Below are 19923 nucleotides of genomic sequence, written 5' to 3' on the forward strand. Positions count from 1 at the left end.
CATGAGCGACCTTTTCCGGGGTCAGGGCTGATCCGCCACCAGGGCCGCGAAACCGTCGAGATGGCGGGCAAGGCTGTACTCGAACAACCCGTCCAAGTCCGACGCCACGTCCTCCTGAGCCGTGGCCAGCAGCGGGAATCGCCCGCTGCCGAGGAGCTCGCCCGTCCGCTTCCGCTGGGACAGCCGCCACTGGTCGAGGGTCACGCCGGTCTCCTGCTCGGCTTCGACCTCGGCCGCCATGGACTGGGCGACGGGGATGACCAGCGCGTGCAGCGTGAGCGCCTCGCGCATCCGTGCCGCCATCGTCAGCCCGAGCCCGTCGAGCGCGCGCAGGGTCCACTCGGTGTGCGCCATCATGGCGGGTACGAGCAACGGGCGGATGAACGAGACGGCGCTGGGCAGCCAGAGGTGCCGCCGGCACAACTCCCACTGCAGGCGGGCGACCAGTTCGAGCTTGGCCCGCCACCCGTCCGGCCCCGGGACGGGCAGCTCTGGTTCGCCGAAGGCCTCGTCGGCCATCTGCGTCACGAGTTCGTGCTTGCCGGCCACGTGGCGGTAGAGCGACATCGGGCCGACGTCGAGCTCGGCAGCGAGCCGCCTCATGGACACCGCGTCGAGCCCTTCGACGTCGGCGATCGCGATGGCGGTGCGGAGCACCTGCTTCCGGTCGAGTGCCGGTTTGGGGGTGGCGTCCTGCCGCCGTCTCGGGGCGGCGGGACTCAGCCGGCCCGCGGGGGCGCTGACCACCGTGCCGGCGCCGACCTTCGTTTCGACCAGCCCCTCGTCGCGGAGCGCGGCCATCACCCTGGTCGCGGTCGCGACCGCGACGCCCCAGCGCTGGGCGATCTGCCGGATGGAGGGCACACGATCGCCTGGCCGCAGGTCGCCGGCCTCGATCCGGGCGCGGAGCTCCGCGACGATCCGCCGGTAGGGCGCTTCTTTCCGCGACGGCATGTGACCTCCGGATCTGACGCGGCATCGCCGATCCAGTGTACTAGGTCACCTTCTCGTGTACCAGTGCACTTTCTGTCGCTCGTTTTCGCGGTCTATGCACATCGGGGCGCCAGGTCCATACGATGTACGCATGACAGTTGATACACCGTACGCACCCGTGAGGCTGGCAGGTGAGGCGGACCAGCAGAAGGTGCTGGAGGTCCTGACCGAGGCGTTCATGGACGATGCCCTCGCCCGCTGGCTCTTCCCCGGCGCGGGCCGGCGAGGTCACCTCAGGGCGCACTTCCACCGCCCGCTGCTCACCCACCCCGCCGCCGAGGCGTACCTGGCCGGCCGTTCCGAGGGCGCCTCGGTGTGGCAGACGCTGACGTCCCACGAGGAGAGCCCCGACGAGCCGGACAGTAACGGAGTCCTCAGCGAGAGCGGCGCCCGGTTGCCGGCTCTGGGCCAGGCGCTGGCCCCACGGCACCCCCGACACGAACCGCACCTCTATCTCCCGTTCATGGGGGTGATCAGCGGGCGGCAGGGCGCCGGGCTCGGCTCGGCGATGCTGCGCCACCGGCTGGAACGAGCGGACGCCGACGGGCTGCCCGCCTACCTGGAGGCGAGTTCGCCCCGCAGCCGCGCCCTCTATCAGCGGCACGGGTTCGAGGACCTCGGCGGGCCCGTACAGGTGGCGGACAGCCCGCTCCTGTGGCCGATGTGGCGCCCGCCGAGCCGCTGACCACCGTCCCCGCCGCCCGACACAGAGACAGAAGGAGATCACGTCCATGACCACCACCCACGACGCCGACCGCCGACCGCCCACCCTGGTGTTGATCCACGGCACCAACTCCTCGTCGGCCCTCGCCTCGGGACTGGTCAGCGCGCTCACCCTGCGCGGCCACCGCTGCGTGGCCGTCGACCTGCCGGGACACGGCCGCCAGGCGTTCTACCCCCGTTCGTACCAGGCGCCGCAGGACCTCGAAGCGCTGGCGACCGAACCGTCGCCCCTCACGAAGATCACCATCGACGACTACGTCGAGCACGTCGTGGACGTGGTGCGCCGCGCCCGCGAGCATGGGCCCGTGATCCTCGCCGGCATGAGCCAGGGAGGCGTCACCGTGAGCAGAGTCGGCAACGCCATCCCCGACCTGCTCGAGCGGGTCGTCTACGTCGCGGCGTACTGCTGCGTGGACCTGCCGAACCTGACCGCCTACCTCGGGACGCCGGAGAACGGTGACAGCCTGCTCTCCCGGGTGACCGCGGCGATGGTCGCCGATCCTGCGGTCCTGGGAGTGAGCCGGCTCAACTGGCGTTCGGCCGAGCCGGCGGTGTTCCAGGGCGTCAAGGAGGCCCTGGCCGGCGACTTCACCGACGAGGGGGTGAGCCGGCTGCTCAACATGCTGGAGCCGGACGAGAGCGCGAGCATCCCCCTGGCCGAGGCGCGGGGCGAAGCGCACACCTGGGGCCGGATTCCCCGGACCTATGTGCGGCTCACCCTCGACCGGCTGATTCCGCCGGCGCTGCAGGACCGGTTCATCGAGGAGGCCGACCGGCTCACTCCGGACAATCCGACCGACGTGCGCAGCGTCGCCGCACCCCATGTCGGCCCGTTCGACCGGCCCGAACTGGTGGAGATCTTCGCCGGGCTCCTCAGCCGCTGACCCGGGTGGGGGAGCTCCCCCTGGATGCCCGGCTCACGGCCAGGTCATGATGATCGAGCGTTCGAAGTCGACGTATCCGGCGCGCCGGAAGGCGTTCGCCATGGGGACGTTGCCGAGGTCGGTGGCCGCCCGGATGCGCGGGACACCCTGCGCGGCGAGGACCCGGGTGCCTTCGGCGAGGATGTCGTCGATGTAGCCGTTGCCCCGGTGCGCGGGCACCACGGCGAGATAGCCGATGACGGGGTTGTAGTCGTTGCGGGCCGGGGTGACGAACCCCACCGGCTCGCCGTCCGGCAGCGTCGCGATCCGCCACCAGTCGCGCGGGCTGCGATAACGCGCGAGCTCGTCCTCGTAGTGCCTGACAGCGGCCTCGCGGGCGGGCATCCGGGTCAGGTCGTCCCTGCTGTGCGCGTCGAGCGTGCCCTCGAGGACCCGGGTCATCAGGGAGAGGATCTCCTCGGTGTCGCGGACCTGCCGGAACCTCAGGCGCCCGCCCGGCTCAGGGATCGGCGTTGCCGGACGCCACTCCAGGCGCAGGCGCTCGACGAACAGGCGGGCGCCGGTCCGTTCGAGCGCGGCCATGCGGTCCTCGACGGCGCGCCTGGCCGCCCCGTCGTCGCGCCAGCCGGGCGGGGCGAAGCGACCGTACTCGGGCGGCCGGGCCCCTGCCGGGACGACGGCGGCCATGGCGGTCCGCAACAGCCGCGCGCCGACGTCCACGCGGTCGTCGTCAGGGCCGCCGTCGTCGAGGTCGAAGACGTCGAGGAGGAAGGGGGTGTCGTCGCCGGCCTGGCACCACCAGGCGGCCCTGGCCACCAGGCGGTCGCCGCGGAGGGCGACCCACATCCACTGCGGTCGCCTGCGGCCGGCGGCGAGGTCGTCAGCGAGTTCCTCGTTGAGGACGTAGGGCAGCCGGGAGAAGAGGTCGAGTTCGTCGCGCCCCGTGATCGGGCGCACGGTCAGGTCGTCGTGTTCCATCGGCTGCAAGGACTATCCGATCGCCGGGCCCGCGCGCCAACCCTTTTACGCGTCCGGCCGCGTGGCGTGGGCCCTGAGGGCGGCCCGGGCCCTGGCCGCCATGGCCTCGTCCACCATGTCGCCCTCGAAGGTGATCGCGCCGGCTCCGCTCGCCCGGGCCCGGTCCACGGCGGCGACCAGCCGCTCGTAGCGGGCGAGCTCCTCGGGGCTCGGCGAGAACACCTCGTTGATCACCGGTACGTGGGACGGATGGATCGCCATCATCCCCTCGTAGCCCAGGGAGCGGTTCTGCCTGGCGAAGGCGCGCAGCCCGTCGAGGTCGGCGATGTCCGTCCAGATGTCCGTCCACAGGCCCGCGACCGGGCAGGGCACGGCCGCGGCGCGCGCGTCGAGCAGGACGCGGGAGCGCAGGGCGAGGGTCTCCGTCCCGTCGCGGCTCCAGCGGTAGCCGACCGCGCGTTCGACGTCGCCGCCCTTGCCGGTGACCGCTCCGAGATAGGCGACGCGCGGGGCGGCGCGCCCGATCTCGTACGCCTCCCGCAGGGCGGCGGCGCTCTCCAGCAGCGGCACCAGGGCGAGGTGCCCCCCTGGCAGGCCGTGCTCGCGCTCGCACCAGGTCAGCAGCCGGTCGGCCAGCCGCACGTCGGCGGGTCCCGTCACCTTGGGCAGGACCACCCCGGCCAGGCGGGGGTGGGTGACGGCGCGCAGGTCCTCGGCGCCCGCCCAGCCGTCGAGCGGGTTGATCCGGACGAGGAGAGCCATGTCGCCGGTCGTGTTCGCGACGGCCTCGGCCACATCGGCGCGGGCGGCGGCCTTCCCGGCCGGCGGGACGGCGTCCTCGAGGTCGAGGATGGCCGCGTCGGCCCCCGCCGACTCGGCCTTGGCCAGCCAGCCGGTCCTGGTGCCGGGGACGAACAGCAGGGAGCGCAGCCGCGGCCGGTCAGATGACACCGCGCTCCTCCAGCTTCGCCAGCTCCCCGGCGTCGAGCCCGAGCCAGTCGCGGTAGACGAGGGCGTTGTCCTCGCCGAGGGCGGGCCCGGTGCGCCAGACGCCGCCTGGCGCCTGGCGGAAGTGCGGCAGGGCGGCCTGCATGCGCACGGGCCCGAGGTCGGGGTCGTCGACGTGACGGAGCGCTTGTTGCGGCCGGCGACCTTGAACCACAGCGGCACGCCGTCACGCGCCGGCCCCATCGCGCGGGCGGCGTCGCCGGTGCCGGGCGGTTCGACGTGGACGACGTCCGCGCCCTGGTCGGCGAGCATGGACCCGGCCAGCGGCCCGGCGACGACGTGGGCGAACTCCACCACCTTCAGGCCGCGCAACTGCCCGCGCTGTTCAGAGGCCACGCATGAACTCCTTCGTCCTGGTCAACGGAAATTCATCGTGCATGGGTGGAGAAATGCGGGTCCAGCAGAACGACCGGATATATTCATGCGGTTCGTGCATCAGTGGTGAATCCACGCGGCGCCGGCCGGCACCTCCCGCCCTTCGGCGCGGGCCTCGTCCAGCAGGTCGAGGAACGCGGCGGCGGCCGGCGGCAGGGTCCGCCGGGCCCGCACCACGATGTCCAGTCGCCGCTCGACCGCGGGCCCGGTCAGCTCGCGGTGCACGACGTGCCCGGGCCCCAGCAGCGGCAGCACGAGGGCGGGCATCGCCGACACCCCGAGGCCGGCGGCGACCAGCCCGCCCACGGTCGCCACGTTGCCGGCCTCCGCCGCGGGCGTGACCACGGCCCCGGCCTTGTGCTCGTGCTTTCGGGCATCGGTCAGGGCTTGGCCGTCGTCTCCCGCGTAAGCGGGGCGAGAAGCCGCTTCCTCCAGGGAGCGGAGGAGTCACGATGCGCACGCTCACGTCCGGCCGCCTGCCGCGGAATGCGGAGATCATCCGGGGGAGCAGCACGGCCGCGACCGACGGGTGGGTGGCCATGGCGACCAGGCCGGACTCGCCGAGCCACCGGCCTGTTCGATCCGCTGATCCGGGGCATCCTGCGCCTGGCCAAGGACGATCCGCTGCGCATCGCCGTCGGCACCGCCGTCCTCACCATGTGCGTGGCCCTCGACGGCGACGGGGCCTCCACGTTCCTCATCACCGTCTCGGCCCTGCTGCCCGTCTACAAGCGGCTCAACATGAGCCCCCTCGTGCTGACCGGTGTCGTCTGCCTGGGCGCCGGCGTGATGAACATGGTCCCGTGGGGCGGCCCGACCGCCCGCGCGATGGCGGTGTTGAAGCTGGACAGCTCCGAGGTGTTCGCCCCCGTGCTGCCCGCCATGGCCGCGGGCATCGTCTGGGTGCTGGTGGCGGCGTACCTGATCGGGCTGCGGGAACGCCGCCGCCTGGGCACCGTGGGCCTGCCCGCCGAGCCCCGGATTCAGGCAGAGGTCCCGGCAGAGGTCCCGGCAGAGGTCCAGGCAGAGGTCCAGGCAGGGTCCGGGCCGGCACGCGGTGACGGGCCCGGCACGCGGCTCGCCCCCGGGCGCGGCGGCGCGGCCCTGACCGCGTTCAACCTCGTGCTCACCGTCGTGCTGCTGGTCGCGCTGGTCCTGCAGGTGATGCCGCTGCCGGTGCTGTTCGTCGTCGGCTTCGCGATCGCCGGCGTCGTCAACCTCCCCACCTGGGAGAAGCAGCAGGCCCTGCTCGACAAGCACGCCAGGAGCGTCGTCCTGGTCACCACCATGATCTTCGCGGCCGGCGTCTTCACTGGACCAAGATGATCGACCAGATGGCCACCGCGTTCGTCGGGATCGTCCCCGACTCCTTCGGCGGCCACCTGCCGCTGCTCGTGGCGATCACCAGCATGCCGCTCAGCCTCGTCTTCACCCCCGACGCCTACTACTTCGGCGTGCTGCCCGTGCTGGCGCAGACCGCCGGCGGCTTCGGCATCGAGCCGGCCGAGATCGCCAGGGCCGCCATCCTCGGCCAGATGACCACCGGTTTCCCCCTCAGCCCGCTCACCGCGGCCACGTTCATCCTCGTCGGCATGAGCGGCGTGCAGCTCGGCCAGCACCAGCGCTTCATCTTCGGCTGGGCGTTCGCCACCACCGCCGTCATGACCGTCGTCGCACTCCTGACCGGCGCCATCTCGATCTATCGTGTACGACTACACCGCCTACGACGATCTCGTGAACCTCGGCGAGGCGGCCGCGTACTACGTCACCCGCGGCTACACCGCCGCCGTCTGCAACGCCCGCGGCTCCGGCGACTCGCCCGGCCACCTCGATCCGTTCAGCGGGCAGGAGCAACGCGACAACTACGACCTCATCGAGTGGCTGGCCGTGCAGCCCTGGTCCACCGGCAAGGTCGGGCAGATGGGGCTCAGTTACGGCGGCCACTCCACCCTCCTCGCCGCGGTGAACAAACCGCCCCACCTGGCCGCGATCATCCCCGTGAACGGCATCAGCGACTGGTACGAGAACACCATCTACCGCGGCGGCATCTACTCCGCCAGGATCCGCGGCTGGCAGCGCGAGACGGCTCCCGAGACGCTGACGACCTACGCCCGGCACCCCCTCTACGACGACTTCTGGCGCGAACGCAGCGTCAAGGCCCGCTGGAAGGACCTCGACGTCCCGGTGCTGCAGATCGCCGGCTGGTTCGACAGGTACCGCGCGGCCATGGTGGAGAACTTCCGGGCCCGTCCCCGCAACGTCTGGCTGGTCGCCGGCCCCTGGGAGCACGGCTGGCCCGCCGGGCAGCCCGCCGACATCGGCAGGGGCGCGTACCTCGCCTGGTGGGACCGCTGGCTCGCCGGACGCCGGGACGTTCCCATGCCCGCCGGCAAGGTCACGTCCCACGAGATCTCGGGGACCGCGGCGAGCGGCACCGGCTTACGAGCGCCTGGCGTTCCAGACGGAGCCGTACGCGTCGGACGTCGTCCTGGCCGGTGACGTCACAGCGAAGGTCCGGGCCGCCTTCAGCGCCACCGACGGCAACATCGCGGTCGTGGTCGAGGACGTCGCCCCCGACGGCACGGCCGTCCGCATCACCCAGGGCTGGCTCAAGGCCGGCCACCGCTTCGGGCACCATCGCGCGGTGCCGGTCCGCCCCGGCAAGACGTACGACCTGGAGATCCGCACCTGGCCGACGCACTACCGGCTCCCGGCCGGGCACAGCCGCGGGTCACCGTGTCCAGCGACGACTACCCGGAGATCGACTCCGACGCTCCCGAGGGCCGGGTCGACCTGCGCGTCGGCCGCGGCGGCACCACGATCGAGCTCACCACCTGGAACCGGCGGACGTGAGCCGTTCCCTCGGCCGGCCCGCCCGCGGTTCCTCACACCACACCACACCGACACCGACACCGACACCGACACCGGCGCGGGCGGCCGGCGGCCGGCGCCGGCCCGTCTCGACCGGTCCGTCACGATCGCGGTCACGGGCCGGTGGCCAGGAGGTGGGGAGCGGGCTGGAGGTCAGGGCCGGGCCGTCTCCAGGCCCTGGGCGAAACGCCGGGTGATGTCGGCGGGGCGGGTGATCGCGCCGCCGATGACGACGGCGTGCGCGCCCAGTTCGATCGCCCGGGCGGCCTGGCCGGGGGTGCCGATCCTGCCCTCGGCGAAGACCGGGACGTCCAGGCTGCCCGCCAGCACGGCCACCAGCTCCAGATCCGGCCCGTCAGGAGGCGGTGAGGCGGACGCGTAGCCCGACAGGGTCGTCGAGACGCAGTCGGCGCCGAGCTCGGCGGCGGCCAGGCCCTCCTCGGCGGCGGAGACGTCGGCCATGACGAGCGCCCCCGCCCGGTGTACGCCGGCGATCGTCTCCGCCAGGCCCCGGCCGTCGGGGCGGGGGCGGGAGGTGGCGTCGACCGCCACGATGTCCGCTCCCGCCCGCGCCACCGCCAGGGCGTGCCGGAGCGTGGGCGTGATGTAGACGTCACGGTCGCCGTCCTTCCACAGGCCGATCATCGGGACGGACACGGCCGCGCGGACGGCCTCGACGTCGGCCGGGCCGTTGATCCGCACGCCGGCCGCGCCGCCCAGGACGGCGGAGCGCGCCATCGCGCTCATGAACTGCGGCCCGTGCAGCGGCTCGCCCTCGTAGGCCTGGCAGGAGACCACCAGGCCGCCGCGCAGGAGCCCGAACACCTCGCCGTCGGTCATGCTCTTCCTTTCGCCACGGCGAGCGCGCCCGCCGGATCAGTGCGGTCGCGTCCCGGGTCCGGGGTCCGCTCGTGCCGGTCCTGGAGGGGCCTCATCCGCGCGCCGCCCCGGCACGGGCTCATCGGCGTGCCCGTTCTGCTTCCGCGGCGGCAGCGGCGGCGCCCACCAGTACCGCGTCGTCCCCGAGACGGGCGGTGACCACGGGAACGTCGGCCAGGACGGGCAGGACGCCGGCGGCCAGCGCGGCGCGCAGCGGGGCCAGGTAGAGCTCTCCGGCGGCCAGCACCCCGCCCCCGAGGATCACCACGTCCGGGTCCCAGACGTTCACGACGCCGGCCAGGGCCCTGCCCAGGGCACGTCCGCCGCGCGCCAGCACGCCGAGCGCGTCCGCGTCGCCCTCCCCGGCCGCCCCCACCACCCGTCGCAGGTCAGCGCGCAGGCCACGACCTCGCTCACGGTCCAGGGCGGCTGTCATGGCGGGCCCGCTGGCGACGGCCTCGACGTGGCCTTCGGCGCCGCACGAGCACGCCAGGCCCGCCGCCTCGGGGACAGGTACGTGCCCGACGTGGCCGGCGGCTCCGCGGACGCCGGTCACGACGCGGCCGTCCAGGGCGAGGGCTCCGCCGATGCCGGTGCCCACGGTGACGCCCAGGGCCGCCCGCCACGGGGAGCCCGCCAGCTCGCCGGCGAGGAACGCGTGCACGTCGTTGCGCACCAGCACGGGCAGGTCCAGCTCGGTCTCCAGCAGCTGGGCCAGCGGCGTGCCCGCCCAGTCGCGGATCGCGTCCGTCGCTCCGGCGATCTTCCTGCCGGCCGGGTCGACGACTCCCGCCGTTCCCACCCCGGCGCAGGTGATGCCGTCCAGGCCCAGCTCGCGGGCCAGTCGCGCCGCGGCCCGCACGACCGCCCCCGGTCCCTGCGCGGCCGGTGTCGGAGCGTACGCCCGGCGGAGGACCGTCCCCTCCGGCGTCACCAGCCCGGCGGCGATCTTGGTTCCGCCGATGTCGATGCCCAGCCTCACGTCCCGCGCCCCCTCGCGATCGACAGCCGGTAGTCGTAACGATCGGCGCGGTACAGGCTGACGGCCCGCTCCACCGCCCGGCCGCGCGCGTCGTGCGTCACCCGCGAGACCCGCAGCGCCGGGAAGTTGTTGGGCACGCCCAGCAGTTCGGCCTGCTCACGGTTGACGACCGTGGCCGAGATGGTCTGGTCGGCGTGCTCGGGAGCGGCGCCCGCCGCCTCCAGCACGGCGTACAGGCTCTCGACGTGTCCCCGTGTGACGAGGTCCGGCACCAGGTGCTCGGGGACCCAGGCGTTCTCCAGGCACATCGGCTCGCCGTCGGCGGTGCGCAGCCGGGTGACGTGCACGACCGGCGTGCCCGGCTCCAGGAACAGGTCGCGGGCCACGTCGATCTCGGCGGGCTCGCTCTCCAGCACGAGCAGCCGGCCGCCCGGCTTCATGCGCCTGGCCCTGATGTCCTCGCTGAACGAGCTGAACGTCAGCGACTTCGTGATCTTCCCGGAGTCGGCGACGAACGTGCCCGCCCCCTGGACCCGGTAGACGCGGCCGTCACGAGCCAGGCCCTCCATGGCCTGGCGCACCGTCATGCGGCTGACGTTGTACTGCTGCATCAGCTCGCGCTCGCTCGGCAGCGGGTCGTGCGGCGCCATCCGCGCCTCGATGAGGTCGGTGAGGACGCGCCGGAGCGTTTCGTACTTGGTCTCCTGCGTCATCCCCTGGCCGCCCTTCGAAGTGGTCCGTACCACTGGAAGGGAATCTTGGCCGCTGGGGGAGTGATGTGTCAAACGTTCCGGTATAGGTCCGTACCACTACGTGAGTGCGCGCAGAGTGGCGGGCAGGCCGCCGGCGTCGAGCCGCTCCAGGCAGTCGGTGACGAGCGCGCGGAAGACCCGGTCGCCGGGGAGATCGGCGCCGAAGATCTCCTCGATCGCCAGCAGGCGGTTCACGGTCGCCGCGGCGGAGGCCCTCTCGTCGCCGCGCAGCCGGTCGGCCAGCGGGTCGGTGAGCTCGCGGGCCGTGGTGACGTACCGCATCCACCCGGCCACGGCCAGCGCGATCCAGCGGGGCTCGTGCCCGCCCGCCAGCCTCTCGCGGGCCGGGTCGAGCAGGCGCTGGGGCACCTTCTGCGAGCCGTCCACCGCGATCTGCGCGACGCGGTGCCGCAGGCCGGGGTTGGCGAACCTGGCCAGCAACGACTCCTTGTACCGCGTGAGGTCGAAACCTTCCAGCCCGTCCAGGGTGGGCGAGAGGTCGTCGTCCATCAGCCGGCGCAGGAACCCGGCGAACACGGGATCGCCCACGGCCTCGGACACGTGCGCCGCGCCCGACAGGTAGGCGATGGCCGAATGGCTGCCGTTGAGCAGGCGCAGCTTCATGCGTTCGTACGGCCGGACGTCTCCCACCAGCAGCGCGCCCGCCCGATCCCACGCGGGCCGGTCACCGGCGAAACGATCCTCGATCACCCACTGCGTGAACGGCTCGGTGACGACCGCGCCCAGGTCGGTCACGCCGAGTCTGGCGGCCATGTCGTCCAGGTCGGCCTGCGTGGTCGCGGGAACGATCCGGTCCACCATGGAGGCGGGGAAGGTCACGTTCTCCGCGACCCAGGCGAGCAGCGGAGGCTCGCACAGGTCCGCCACGAGCGCGGCGAGGGTGGCGCCGTTGCCGGGCAGGTTGTCGCAGGAGATGACGGTGAGCGGGCCCGCGTCCGCGGCGGCCCGGGCACGCAGCCCGGCGACGAGCCTGCCGATCGCGCCCCGCGGATCGCGCCGGTACGCCCGCTCCGTGATCGTCAGCGTCACCACCGACGTCTCCGGGGCGCTCAGCCGGGCCGCCAGGTCGTCCCCGGGGGCGAGCACCTCGCGTAGGGAGCCGACCACGCGGGCCTCCTCGCCGGCGCGCACGCCGTACAGGCAGTCCTGGGGGCGGAGCCGGTCGGCCACGTCGGTGCTGCGCTGGCTGGCCCCGCAGATGCCCCAGCGGTCGTCGCCGGTCGCGGCCATGGCGCGCTCGGTGTAGATCGCCTGGTGGGCCCGGTGGAAGGCGCCGATGCCCAGGTGCACGACCCCGGTCGCGCGCGGCTCCGCGAGCGGGCGCGCGGCCGGCGCGACCCTGGACAGGGTGGCGCGGCTGAGCCTCACCAAGAGCGCACGCTCCCGCCGGCGACGCTCATCGGCACGCCTCCCGGAGGAGCGCCGCCCGCGATGCTCACCGGTAGGCCTCCAGGTCGGCGAAGAGGGTGCAGGCCGGGTGGGTGCGCAGGACGGAGGCGGGGCAGCTCTCGCTGATCGGCCCGTCGAGCGCGGCGGCGAGCGCGGCCCTCTTGTTCGCGCCGGGCACGGTGGCGACCAGCGTGCGCGCGGCCATCAGCGCGGGAACGGTCAGCGTGATCGCCCGCTCGGGCACGTCCGCGAGCGTGGCGAAGCACCCGTCGCTGACCTGCTGCCGCCGGCAGTCCTCGTCCAGCTCGACCACCTTGACCGCGAGGGGGTCGGCGAAGTCGGCCACCGGCGGGTCGTTGAACGCCAGGTGGCCGTTGTCGCCGATGCCCAGGCAGACCAGGTCGATCGGGGCGCTGCCGAGGAGCGCGGCGTAGCGGGAGCTCTCCGCCTCCGGGTCGTCGCCGGGCTCGATCACGTGGACCGCGCCCGGCCGTACGGACTCCCAGAGTTCGTGGCGGAGGAAACGGCCGAACCGCTGGGGCGCGTCCGCGGGCAGGCCGATGTACTCGTCCATGTGGAAGACGGCGACCCTGGACCAGTCGATCCCCTCGGCCGCGCGCAGCCCGGCCAGCGTCTCCCGCTGCGAGGGGGCGGCCGCGAAGATGACCCTGGCCTCGTCGCGGGCGGCGAGGGCCGTGCGCAACGCCGCGGCCGCGGCCCGTCCGGCGGCGGCGCCGGACCGCGCCCGGTCGCTGTAGATCCGGACCTCGAGGTGTCCGGCCACCCGTTCGATCACGGGGTCCGTGTTCGTGGCCGTCACGGCCGGCCTCCCTGGGAGCGGAGCTCGATGATCTGCATGAGGTTCCTGGTGATGTGGTACGGGTCCTTGACCGGCAGGGCGACGACCTCGTCGAAGGGAGCCCCGGCCCGGTCCCTGATCTGGATCCACTCCGCGCCGTCCGCTCCGCCGGGGAACGTGCGGAGCGTGTAGTCCCAGATCCGGTCGAACCAGCCGGCCGCCTCCCGGTCGCCGTAACGTTCGGCCGCCAGCCGGGTGGTGTAGGCGGCTTCCGTGTGGACCCACCACAGCTTGGTCGACCAGGTCCGCCTGACCAGGTCTTCGTACGGCCCTCCGGCGGGCCGCCCCGAGACGCCGACGTAGCGGAACAGCCCGCCGTGCTCGTCGTCCCACCCGGCGGCGCACAGTGCGGAGACGCTGGCGAGCAGGTCGCCGTGGTCGCCGGTCTCGCCGAGCGACTCGCCCGCCTCCAGCGCCATCCAGATCCCCTCCAGCGCGTGGCCGGGCGTGCGGTGCCTGGCCAGGACGGTGTCGCGCATGCCGGGATCGGCCACGAAGGTCTCGGTGAACAGGCCGCCGTCCTCCCGGTGCGCGAGCACGGCGCGGCGCGCGGCGCGCAACTCGTCCGCGTGGGGGTTGGTCCGGTCCGCGGACGCCGCCTGGTGCGCGCGTGCCTGGTCGAGCCTGGCGTTGAGGACGATCATGCGGGCGCCGAACCCCGAGCAGCCGGGCGGCAGCGGGTACGGCGGGGTCGGGGGATCGCCGGCCTCCACGTCGTCCGCGATCCGCTGGACGATCACGTCGATCGTGGGGAGGTGGGCGGGCGAGCCGGTGTAGCGGGTGAGCTCGGCGAGCCCCATGGCGACGAAGGCGTCGGCGAAGATGCTGCGCTCCGCGGGCAGCGGCAGGCCCTGCTCGTCGAGCGCCGTCCCGCCCCGCCGGCCGAGGACGTAGGCGCACCGGCCGTCGGGGCCGACGGCGTGGTCGAGCAGGAAGGACGCGCCGCGTTCCGCGTGCCGGACGAGCGTGCCGGCGTCGGCGCCCAGCTCGCCCGGCGAGAGCAGGCCGCGGTCGGCGAGCCGGGCGGCGCGGGCGAGCAGCCAGACGAAACGCCCCTGGGACCAGGTGAACTTGTTCGTGGACAGCAGGCGCCGGCCGCGGTTGTCGAAGCAGGTGAAGAACCCGCCGTGCTCGGCGTCGATGCCGTTCCCGAGCCAGAACGGGAGGATGACGTCCTCGAGTTGCCTGCGGGCGACCTGCTCGGGCTGCTCCGAACCCATGCCGTCCTTTCCTGAGGAACAATGAAAGCGATTGCATTGATTCTTGCTCCGCTAGAGTACTTCGGTCAAGCCGGGGCGAGCCGATGCCGAGGAGCGCGGGTTGAGCAAGCCGACGATCTACTCCATCGCCCAGCGGTGCGGCGTCTCCGCGGCGACCGTGTCGCGGGTCTTCAACCGCCCCGAGCTGGTCAGCCGGCAGGTCAGGGAGCAGGTGACGGCCGTCGCCCGGGAGCTCGGCTACCTGCCCAACCCGGCCGCGCGCGGGCTGGTCACGGGCCGGGCCGAGACGATCGGGCTGATCGTCTCCGACATCACCAACCCGTTCTTCCCGCTGCTGGTGCGCTCGATCCAGCGTACGGCGGAGCGGATGGGGAGCTCGGTCATGCTGGTCGACGCGGAGGAGAGCGCGGCGGCCGAGGTGAGACACGTCGCCCGGCTGCGCGGCAGGGTGGACGGGGTGATCGTGGCCTCGCCGCGCTCGTCGTCGGCGGCGTTGCGCGAGGCCGCGAAAGGGCTTCCCTGCGTCCTGCTCAACCGCCCGCTGCGCGACCTGTCCTCGGTGATCTGCGACAACACCAGCGCGCTCTTCGACGCGGGCGAGCACCTCCACAAGCACGGTCACCGCTCGTTCGCGCTGCTCGCCGGGCCGAGCGCGTCGTGGGCCGCGGCCCGGCGTTCGCAGGCGATCCGCGGGTGGGCGCGGGGCCGCGGGGTCGAGCTGACGGAGCTCGGGCCGTTCCGCGCGACGTTCAAGGGCGGCAGGCAGGCGGGCGCCGCGCTGCTGGAGACGGACGCCACGGCCGCGTTCGCCTTCGACGACCTCACCGCGTGCGGAGTGCTCGCCGAGCTGGCCGGGCGGGGCGTCGCCGTGCCCGGCGACCGCAGCGTCGTCGGCTGTGACGACGTGCTGCTCGCCAGGACCGTGACGCCGAGCCTGACCACGGTGACCGCGCCGATGGACGATCTCGGCGCCACCGCGGTCCAGGTGCTGACCAGGCAGATCGAGGCGCCGGGCGGTGCGCCGGAGCACCACAGGCTGCCCGGCGTGTTCGTCGCGCGCGACTCCACGGGGCACTCCAGAGTGCCGCGGTCCACCTCTTGACCGGGGTTCGGTCGTAGTCTTGAATGCCTGCAATCGCTTTCATCGGTCATGAGGAGCTTGCAGGGTGCGAAACGGACGGCCAAACGGACGGCCAAACGGACGGCACGCGTCGCTCATGCGGACGTACGCCGAGCAGGTCACGGGCCTGATCGGCAGGATCGAAACCGAGGAGGCCGGCGCCATCGAGGCGGCGGCGGAGCTCATCGCCGACCACATCACCGGGGCGGACCGGCTGCTCTACGTCTACGGCCCCGGCGGGCACTCGAACCTCGCCGCGCAGGAGGTGTTCTTCCGCGCGGGCGGCCTGGTCAACGTCAGCGCGATCCTCGACGAGGGCACGCTGCTGTCCGGTGGCGCGCTGCGCTCGATGGCCATCGAGCGGACCCCCGGTTACGGTCGCGTCGTCATCGAGGACAACCGGCTCGGCGCGGGCGACCTGCTCATCCTCGTCAACGCCTACGGCATCAACGCCGCGCTCATCGACGCCGCGCTGACCGCCCGCGAGCGCGGCGTCGCCGTCCTCGGTGTCTCCTCCAGGGAGCACGCCGACCGGACCGCGCCCGATCATCCGGCCAGGCACCCCACCGGGCAGAACCTGCACGACCTCGTCGATCTGCACATCGACACGAAGGTGCCGGTCGGCGACGCCGTACTCGAGATCGAGGGGGTGCCCGAGCGGGTCGGCGCCATCTCGACGTTCGCCAACGCGTACACGCTCAACTGCGTCATGGCCGCCGCGATCGCCGAGCTGGCCGAGCGCGGCACCGTTCCGGAGATCTGGCGCAGCGGGAACGCGCCGGGCGGCGACGAGCGCAACGCGCTCTTCCTCGACCGCTTCCGGGGGCGGGTCCGGTGGTTGTGACAGGGGAGGGCCTGCTCGCCGGGGCCGCGGTCGCCGACATCACGCCGCGGCCCGGCGGTTCGCTCGCCGGTTACGCCGCCAGGACCTCCCCGTCCACGGAGGTGCACGATCCGCTGCTGGCCACCGCCGTGGCGGTCTCCGACGGCACGACCACGTCCGTCGTGATCTGCGCCGATCTCGTCGCTCTCGACCCGGACACCACCCGGCACATCGCCGGCGACCTGCGCGAGCGCACGGGCATCCCGGAGGAGCGGGTGGCCGTGGCGGTGACGCACACGCACGCCGGGCCCGCGGTGACCAGGGGCGGCATCGGCGGCGTCGCCGACCCTTCGTACGTCCGGCACGCCCGCTCGCGGATCGTCGCCGCGGGGGAGGCCGCGCTCGACGCCATGACCCCCGCCGTGCTCCGCCGCGGCAGCGGCACGCTCGACGGCGTCGCGAGCAACCGGCGCGGCGGGACCCTCACCGACCCCGTGGTCCCCGTCGTACGGCTGGAGCGCGAGGACGGCGAGCCCATCGCCACCGTCTTCTCCTACGCCTGCCACCCGGTGACGCTCGGCCCCGACAACCTCCAGATCACCGCCGACTGGCCCGGGTACGCGCGGCGGCACGTGGAGTCCGGGGCCGGCGGCGTGGCCGTGTTCCTCCAAGGTTGCTGCGGCCAGCTGAACACCGGGCACACCGCGATCGACAGCCTGCGCGGCGCCGGGCCACGGCCGGGCAGGACCTTCGAGGCCGCGGAACGGATCGGGACCCTGGTGGGCGAGGCCGTGCTCGGCACCGCGACACGACCACTCGCAGCCCGGCCCACCGGGTCGTCCACCGGGTCGTCCACCGGGTCGCCCACCGGGTCGCCCACCGGGTCGCCCACCGGGTCGCCCACCGGGGCGGGGCGGGTGTCGGTGGCCGCCGCGCGGGTCGAGTTGCCGCTCGGCGAGCCCCTCCCGCCCGACCGGCTGCGGGAGCTCGCGGACGAGCCCGGCGGCATCTGGGCGGCGTGGGCGCGTGCCCAGCTGACCGGCACCGGGCCGGCGGCGGTCGAGGTGCAGGTCGCCGTGCACCGGTGGGGCGGCGTGCCGCTGGTGTTCCTGCCCGGCGAGCCGTTCGTCGAGTTCGCCGTGGAGCTGCGCGCCGCGCTCGGCGATCCCGGGCTGCTCGTCGCCGGCTACACGGGCGGGGTCCCCGGCTACCTGCCCTACCCGGAGACGCACTATGAGGCGGGCGGCTACGAGATCTGCGAGGCCCACAGGGCCTACGGGCTGCGCGCCGCGTTCACGCCCGAGGCCGGCCACCTGGTCATGGCCGCCGCCAGGGCCCTGGCAGGGGAGGCGGGGGAGGCACGGTGAGCGTCGAAGGCAGGCTCGCGGACGGGCGTCCCGTCCGCGTCGATCTGGACGGACCGCGGATCGCCACGGTCACCGAGCTCCGTGACGCGCCCGACGTGCTCATCCTCCCCGGCCTGGTGGACATCCAGGTCAACGGGTACGGCGGGCGTGACTTCAACGCCGACGACCTGTCGGCCGGCGACGTGGCCGAGCTGGTCCGCGAGTTGTGGCGGCACGGCACCACGACGGTGTGCCCCACGGTCATCACCGCGCCGGAAGACAAGATCGTCAGGAACCTCCGCGTGATCGCGGCGGCCCGCGAGGCCGATCCGCTGGTCCGGCACGCCATACCGGCCCTGCACATCGAGGGTCCCTGCCTGGCGGCCGAGGACGGGCCGCGAGGCGCGCACGACGCCGCGCACCTGCGGGATCCCGATCTCGCCGAGTTCGGGCGCTGGCAGGAGGCGAGCGGCGGGCTGGTGCGGATCGTCACGCTGGCTCCCGAGCGGGCGGGCGCCGTCCCCTACATCGCCGAGCTCTCCCGGCGGAACGTCATCGTGTCCATCGGGCACACGGCGGCCGCGCCCGCCGGCATCCGGGCTGCCGTGCGGGCGGGCGCGCGGCTCTCCACCCACCTCGGCAACGGCGCCCACGCGGTGATCCGCCGGCACCCCAACTACATCTGGGCGCAGCTCGCCGAGGACCGGCTCGCCGCGACGTTCATCGCGGACGGGCACCACCTGCCGGCCGACACGTTCACCGCGATGGTGCGGGCCAAGGGGACCGCCCGCGCGCTGCTGGTCAGCGACTCGGTCGCGCTGGCCGGTTGCGCTCCGGGCGACTACACGACCCCGGTCGGCGGCCGGATCACCGTACGCGGGGACGGCCGGGTGACGTTGCCGGGGAGCGAGCTGCTGGCCGGTTCCGGAAGCTCGCTGATCGAGTGCGTCGCATGGGCGGTCACCCACACGGAGATCGACCTCGGCACCGCGCTGCGCCTGGCCGCGGCGAACCCGGCCCGGCTGCTCGGAGCCGAGTGCGGCCGGATCGAGCCTGGCGCGCCCGCCGATCTGATCGTCACCACATCCGATATATCCGACCTGTCCGTCCTGCGCACCTTCGTGAACGGCGTGCCCGTCCACGGCGCCTGACCCCCTCCCCACCCCCCGACCTGGGAGATCTCATGGGCTTTCTCGACTGGCTAGTGATCTGCGGCTACTTCGTGGTGATGATCGCGATCGGTGTCTGGGCGAAATCCCGCATCCGTGACGCCAAGGACTTCTTCACCGCCGGAGGCAGAATGCCCTGGTGGTTGTCCGGCATCTCCCACCACATGTCGGGCTACAGCTCCGCGGTGTTCGTCGGCTACGCGGCCATCGCCTACACCGCCGGATTCACCCTGTACGTCTGGTGGGCGATCGGCATCACGTTCGCGATGCTGGTCGGATCGGTGCTGTTCGCGCCGCGCTGGCCACGGCTGCGGCAGCGGCTCGGGATCATCTCGCCGCTGGAATACCTCGCGACCCGCTACAACGTGCCGGCGCAGCAGGTACTCGCATGGAGCGGCACCGCGCTGAAGGTCTTCGACGTGGGAGCCAAGTGGGCGGCGACCGCGCTGCTGCTCCAGGTGTTCGCGGGCGTGCCGATCGCCTGGGGCGTGCTGCTCACCGGCGGGGTCACGCTGATCTACTCGACGATCGGCGGGTTGTGGGCCGACGCGCTCACCGACCTGGGCCAGTTCGTCATCCAGCTCGTCGCGGGGATCACGCTGTTCGTCGCGGTGCTCGCCCAGCTCGGCGGCGTGTCCGCGATCTGGACGCTGTGGGACAGGCTTCCCGAAGGGCACGGCCAGCCGTTCAACGGCACGTACACCATGGGATTCGTCCTGGTCTACCTGCTGATCAACACGCTCTCCTACAACGGCGGGACCTGGAACCTCGCCCAGCGCTTCATCGCCGCGCCGACCGGCGAGTCGGCCAGGCGCGCCGCGCTGTTCTCCGCGGGCCTCTACCTCTTCTGGCCCCTCGTGCTGTTCTTCCCGATGTGGGCCGCACCGGTCCTGCTGCCCGGCCTGGCCGAGCCCGACCAGTCGTACGCGCTGCTGACCCAGCAGCTGCTGCCGGGCGGGCTCATCGGTCTCGTGCTCGCCGGGATGTTCGCGCACACGATGGCGATGACGTCCTCCGACGCCAACGCCATCTCCTCGGTGGTGATCAGGGACATCATCCCCGCGGTCTGGAAGCGGGCGAACCGGCTGTCGTCCGCGTCCGAGCTGCTGGCCGGCCGGGTCTCCACGTTCCTGTTCATCGCGCTGTCGATGGGCATCGCGCTCGGCGCGGACAGCTTCGGCGGCGTGCTGGGCCTGCTGATCCTCTGGTTCGGCGCGCTGGTCGGCCCGATCGCCATCCCGATGTTGCTCGGCATGTTGCCGATGTTCCGCCGCAGCGGTCCCGCGGCCGCGATCGGCTCGTGGGCGACCGGGCTCGTGGTCTTCGCGCTGCTGAAGTACGTCTTCCCGGGCCAGGGCCAGACCGTGGAGGTGGCCGCCCCGGTCCTGTCGGCGCTGGTGGTGTTCGTGCTGGTCGGCCTGGTCGCTCCCGCGCGCGACGCCGAGGCCGACGAGCTGGTCGACTCGCTGAACACCGAGCAGCCCGAGACCGCCCCGAGCCGGTGAACGGCCGTACGGGGTGGACGCCGTGA

23 protein-coding genes and 2 pseudogenes are annotated in these 19923 nt (G+C 73.3%); 11 read left to right on the top strand and 14 right to left on the bottom strand.

From position 1 onward, the window contains the following. Positions 1-21: 21 nt before the first annotated feature. Positions 22-954 (bottom strand): GntR family transcriptional regulator, encoded by a 933-nt coding sequence (locus tag ACZ6SA_RS37070; protein WP_465833493.1) that lies wholly within the window; start codon positions 952-954, stop codon positions 22-24. A 130-nt stretch (positions 955-1084) separates the two neighbouring features. Here ACZ6SA_RS37070 and ACZ6SA_RS37075 point away from each other — a divergent pair, with 130 nt between their 5' ends. Together ACZ6SA_RS37075 and ACZ6SA_RS37080 are read left to right on the top strand one after the other, a co-directional pair. After that, complete coding sequence (locus ACZ6SA_RS37075) at positions 1085-1678, top strand: GNAT family N-acetyltransferase (RefSeq protein ID WP_465833495.1); 594 nt, start codon at positions 1085-1087, stop codon at positions 1676-1678. A 46-nt stretch (positions 1679-1724) separates the two neighbouring features. After that, the gene (locus ACZ6SA_RS37080; RefSeq protein WP_465833497.1) at positions 1725-2600 is read left to right on the top strand and encodes an alpha/beta hydrolase; all 876 of its coding nucleotides are present in this window, start codon (positions 1725-1727) and stop codon (positions 2598-2600) included. Between the two features lie 33 nt (positions 2601-2633). On the opposite strand, the gene ACZ6SA_RS37085 is transcribed toward ACZ6SA_RS37080, so the two are convergent. The 4 genes and pseudogenes from ACZ6SA_RS37085 to ACZ6SA_RS37100 form a co-directional block, all read right to left on the bottom strand. After that, on the bottom strand, positions 2634-3578 hold the full coding sequence (locus ACZ6SA_RS37085; protein WP_347648785.1) for a GNAT family N-acetyltransferase: 945 nt from the start codon (positions 3576-3578) through the stop codon (positions 2634-2636). A gap of 45 nt (positions 3579-3623) precedes the next feature. After that, the gene (locus ACZ6SA_RS37090) at positions 3624-4529 is read right to left on the bottom strand and encodes an HpcH/HpaI aldolase/citrate lyase family protein (protein ID WP_465833549.1); all 906 of its coding nucleotides are present in this window, start codon (positions 4527-4529) and stop codon (positions 3624-3626) included. Continuing rightward, complete coding sequence (locus ACZ6SA_RS37095; protein ID WP_347648787.1) at positions 4519-4677, bottom strand: hypothetical protein; 159 nt, start codon at positions 4675-4677, stop codon at positions 4519-4521. Before ACZ6SA_RS37095 ends, ACZ6SA_RS37090 begins: the two co-directional genes overlap by 11 nt. An 83-nt stretch (positions 4678-4760) precedes the next feature. Then, positions 4761-4838, bottom strand: a pseudogene (locus tag ACZ6SA_RS37100) (CoA transferase); the annotation flags it as partial. Here ACZ6SA_RS37100 and ACZ6SA_RS37105 point away from each other — a divergent pair. After that, positions 4806-4928 (top strand): hypothetical protein, encoded by a 123-nt coding sequence (locus tag ACZ6SA_RS37105; protein WP_347648788.1) that lies wholly within the window; start codon positions 4806-4808, stop codon positions 4926-4928. The pseudogene ACZ6SA_RS37100 and the gene ACZ6SA_RS37105 sit on opposite strands and share 33 nt — an antisense overlap. A gap of 93 nt (positions 4929-5021) precedes the next feature. On the opposite strand, the gene ACZ6SA_RS37110 is transcribed toward ACZ6SA_RS37105, so the two are convergent. Continuing rightward, complete coding sequence (locus ACZ6SA_RS37110; protein WP_465833551.1) at positions 5022-5396, bottom strand: LysR substrate-binding domain-containing protein; 375 nt, start codon at positions 5394-5396, stop codon at positions 5022-5024. A gap of 51 nt (positions 5397-5447) precedes the next feature. On the opposite strand from ACZ6SA_RS37110, the gene ACZ6SA_RS37115 reads away from it, so the two are divergent. Continuing rightward, positions 5448-6287 carry an SLC13 family permease gene (locus tag ACZ6SA_RS37115; protein WP_465833500.1) on the top strand — a complete coding sequence of 280 codons (840 nt, stop codon included), beginning with the start codon at positions 5448-5450 and terminating at the stop codon, positions 6285-6287. Here ACZ6SA_RS37115 and ACZ6SA_RS37120 read toward each other — a convergent pair. Together ACZ6SA_RS37120 and ACZ6SA_RS37125 are read right to left on the bottom strand one after the other, a co-directional pair. Further along, positions 6271-6393: a hypothetical protein gene (locus ACZ6SA_RS37120; RefSeq protein WP_465833502.1), complete on the bottom strand. Its 123-nt coding sequence runs from the start codon at positions 6391-6393 to the stop codon at positions 6271-6273. The two genes, ACZ6SA_RS37115 and ACZ6SA_RS37120, sit on opposite strands and share 17 nt — an antisense overlap. A gap of 12 nt (positions 6394-6405) precedes the next feature. Continuing rightward, positions 6406-6624, bottom strand: a complete 219-nt coding sequence (locus ACZ6SA_RS37125) for a hypothetical protein (RefSeq protein ID WP_465833504.1) — start codon at positions 6622-6624, stop codon at positions 6406-6408. Between the two features lie 41 nt (positions 6625-6665). On the opposite strand from ACZ6SA_RS37125, the gene ACZ6SA_RS37130 reads away from it, so the two are divergent. Next, a complete protein-coding gene (locus ACZ6SA_RS37130; RefSeq protein WP_465833506.1) occupies positions 6666-7460 on the top strand; it encodes a CocE/NonD family hydrolase in 795 nt (264 codons plus the stop codon). Beyond that, positions 7450-7626 (top strand): annotated as a pseudogene (locus tag ACZ6SA_RS37135) (CocE/NonD family hydrolase C-terminal non-catalytic domain-containing protein); the annotation flags it as partial. The gene ACZ6SA_RS37130 and the pseudogene ACZ6SA_RS37135, both read left to right, overlap by 11 nt. Positions 7627-7985: 359 nt before the next feature. Here ACZ6SA_RS37135 and ACZ6SA_RS37140 read toward each other — a convergent pair. From ACZ6SA_RS37140 to ACZ6SA_RS37165, 6 genes are all read right to left on the bottom strand, one after another. Further along, positions 7986-8672 carry an N-acetylmannosamine-6-phosphate 2-epimerase gene (locus ACZ6SA_RS37140; protein ID WP_465833508.1) on the bottom strand — a complete coding sequence of 229 codons (687 nt, stop codon included), beginning with the start codon at positions 8670-8672 and terminating at the stop codon, positions 7986-7988. Between the two features lie 118 nt (positions 8673-8790). After that, positions 8791-9693 carry an ROK family protein gene (locus ACZ6SA_RS37145; RefSeq protein ID WP_465833510.1) on the bottom strand — a complete coding sequence of 301 codons (903 nt, stop codon included), beginning with the start codon at positions 9691-9693 and terminating at the stop codon, positions 8791-8793. Continuing rightward, on the bottom strand, positions 9690-10406 hold the full coding sequence (locus ACZ6SA_RS37150; RefSeq protein ID WP_465833512.1) for a GntR family transcriptional regulator: 717 nt from the start codon (positions 10404-10406) through the stop codon (positions 9690-9692). The genes ACZ6SA_RS37145 and ACZ6SA_RS37150 overlap by 4 nt, the downstream gene beginning before the upstream one ends. Before the next feature lie 96 nt (positions 10407-10502). Beyond that, entirely contained in the window at positions 10503-11834 is a 1332-nt protein-coding gene (locus ACZ6SA_RS37155; protein ID WP_465833553.1) for a mannitol dehydrogenase family protein, read from the bottom strand. Between the two features lie 67 nt (positions 11835-11901). Next, positions 11902-12675, bottom strand: a complete 774-nt coding sequence (locus ACZ6SA_RS37160; RefSeq protein ID WP_347648794.1) for a 6-phosphogluconolactonase — start codon at positions 12673-12675, stop codon at positions 11902-11904. Further along, positions 12672-13934 carry an AGE family epimerase/isomerase gene (locus ACZ6SA_RS37165; protein ID WP_347648795.1) on the bottom strand — a complete coding sequence of 421 codons (1263 nt, stop codon included), beginning with the start codon at positions 13932-13934 and terminating at the stop codon, positions 12672-12674. The genes ACZ6SA_RS37160 and ACZ6SA_RS37165 overlap by 4 nt, the downstream gene beginning before the upstream one ends. Before the next feature lie 100 nt (positions 13935-14034). On the opposite strand from ACZ6SA_RS37165, the gene ACZ6SA_RS37170 reads away from it, so the two are divergent. From ACZ6SA_RS37170 to ACZ6SA_RS37190, 5 genes are all read left to right on the top strand, one after another. Next, on the top strand, positions 14035-15036 hold the full coding sequence (locus ACZ6SA_RS37170; RefSeq protein ID WP_347648796.1) for a LacI family DNA-binding transcriptional regulator: 1002 nt from the start codon (positions 14035-14037) through the stop codon (positions 15034-15036). A gap of 115 nt (positions 15037-15151) precedes the next feature. Next, on the top strand, positions 15152-15898 hold the full coding sequence (locus ACZ6SA_RS37175; RefSeq protein ID WP_347648797.1) for a sugar isomerase domain-containing protein: 747 nt from the start codon (positions 15152-15154) through the stop codon (positions 15896-15898). Continuing rightward, positions 15889-17244 (top strand): neutral/alkaline non-lysosomal ceramidase N-terminal domain-containing protein, encoded by a 1356-nt coding sequence (locus ACZ6SA_RS37180; protein ID WP_465833515.1) that lies wholly within the window; start codon positions 15889-15891, stop codon positions 17242-17244. Before ACZ6SA_RS37175 ends, ACZ6SA_RS37180 begins: the two co-directional genes overlap by 10 nt. After that, positions 17241-18374, top strand: a complete 1134-nt coding sequence (locus tag ACZ6SA_RS37185) for an N-acetylglucosamine-6-phosphate deacetylase (protein ID WP_465833517.1) — start codon at positions 17241-17243, stop codon at positions 18372-18374. Before ACZ6SA_RS37180 ends, ACZ6SA_RS37185 begins: the two co-directional genes overlap by 4 nt. A 32-nt stretch (positions 18375-18406) precedes the next feature. Then, positions 18407-19897 carry a sodium:solute symporter family protein gene (locus ACZ6SA_RS37190; RefSeq protein WP_465833519.1) on the top strand — a complete coding sequence of 497 codons (1491 nt, stop codon included), beginning with the start codon at positions 18407-18409 and terminating at the stop codon, positions 19895-19897. Positions 19898-19923: the final 26 nt, after the last annotated feature.

The organism is Nonomuraea sp. NPDC049378 (assembly GCF_055586745.1).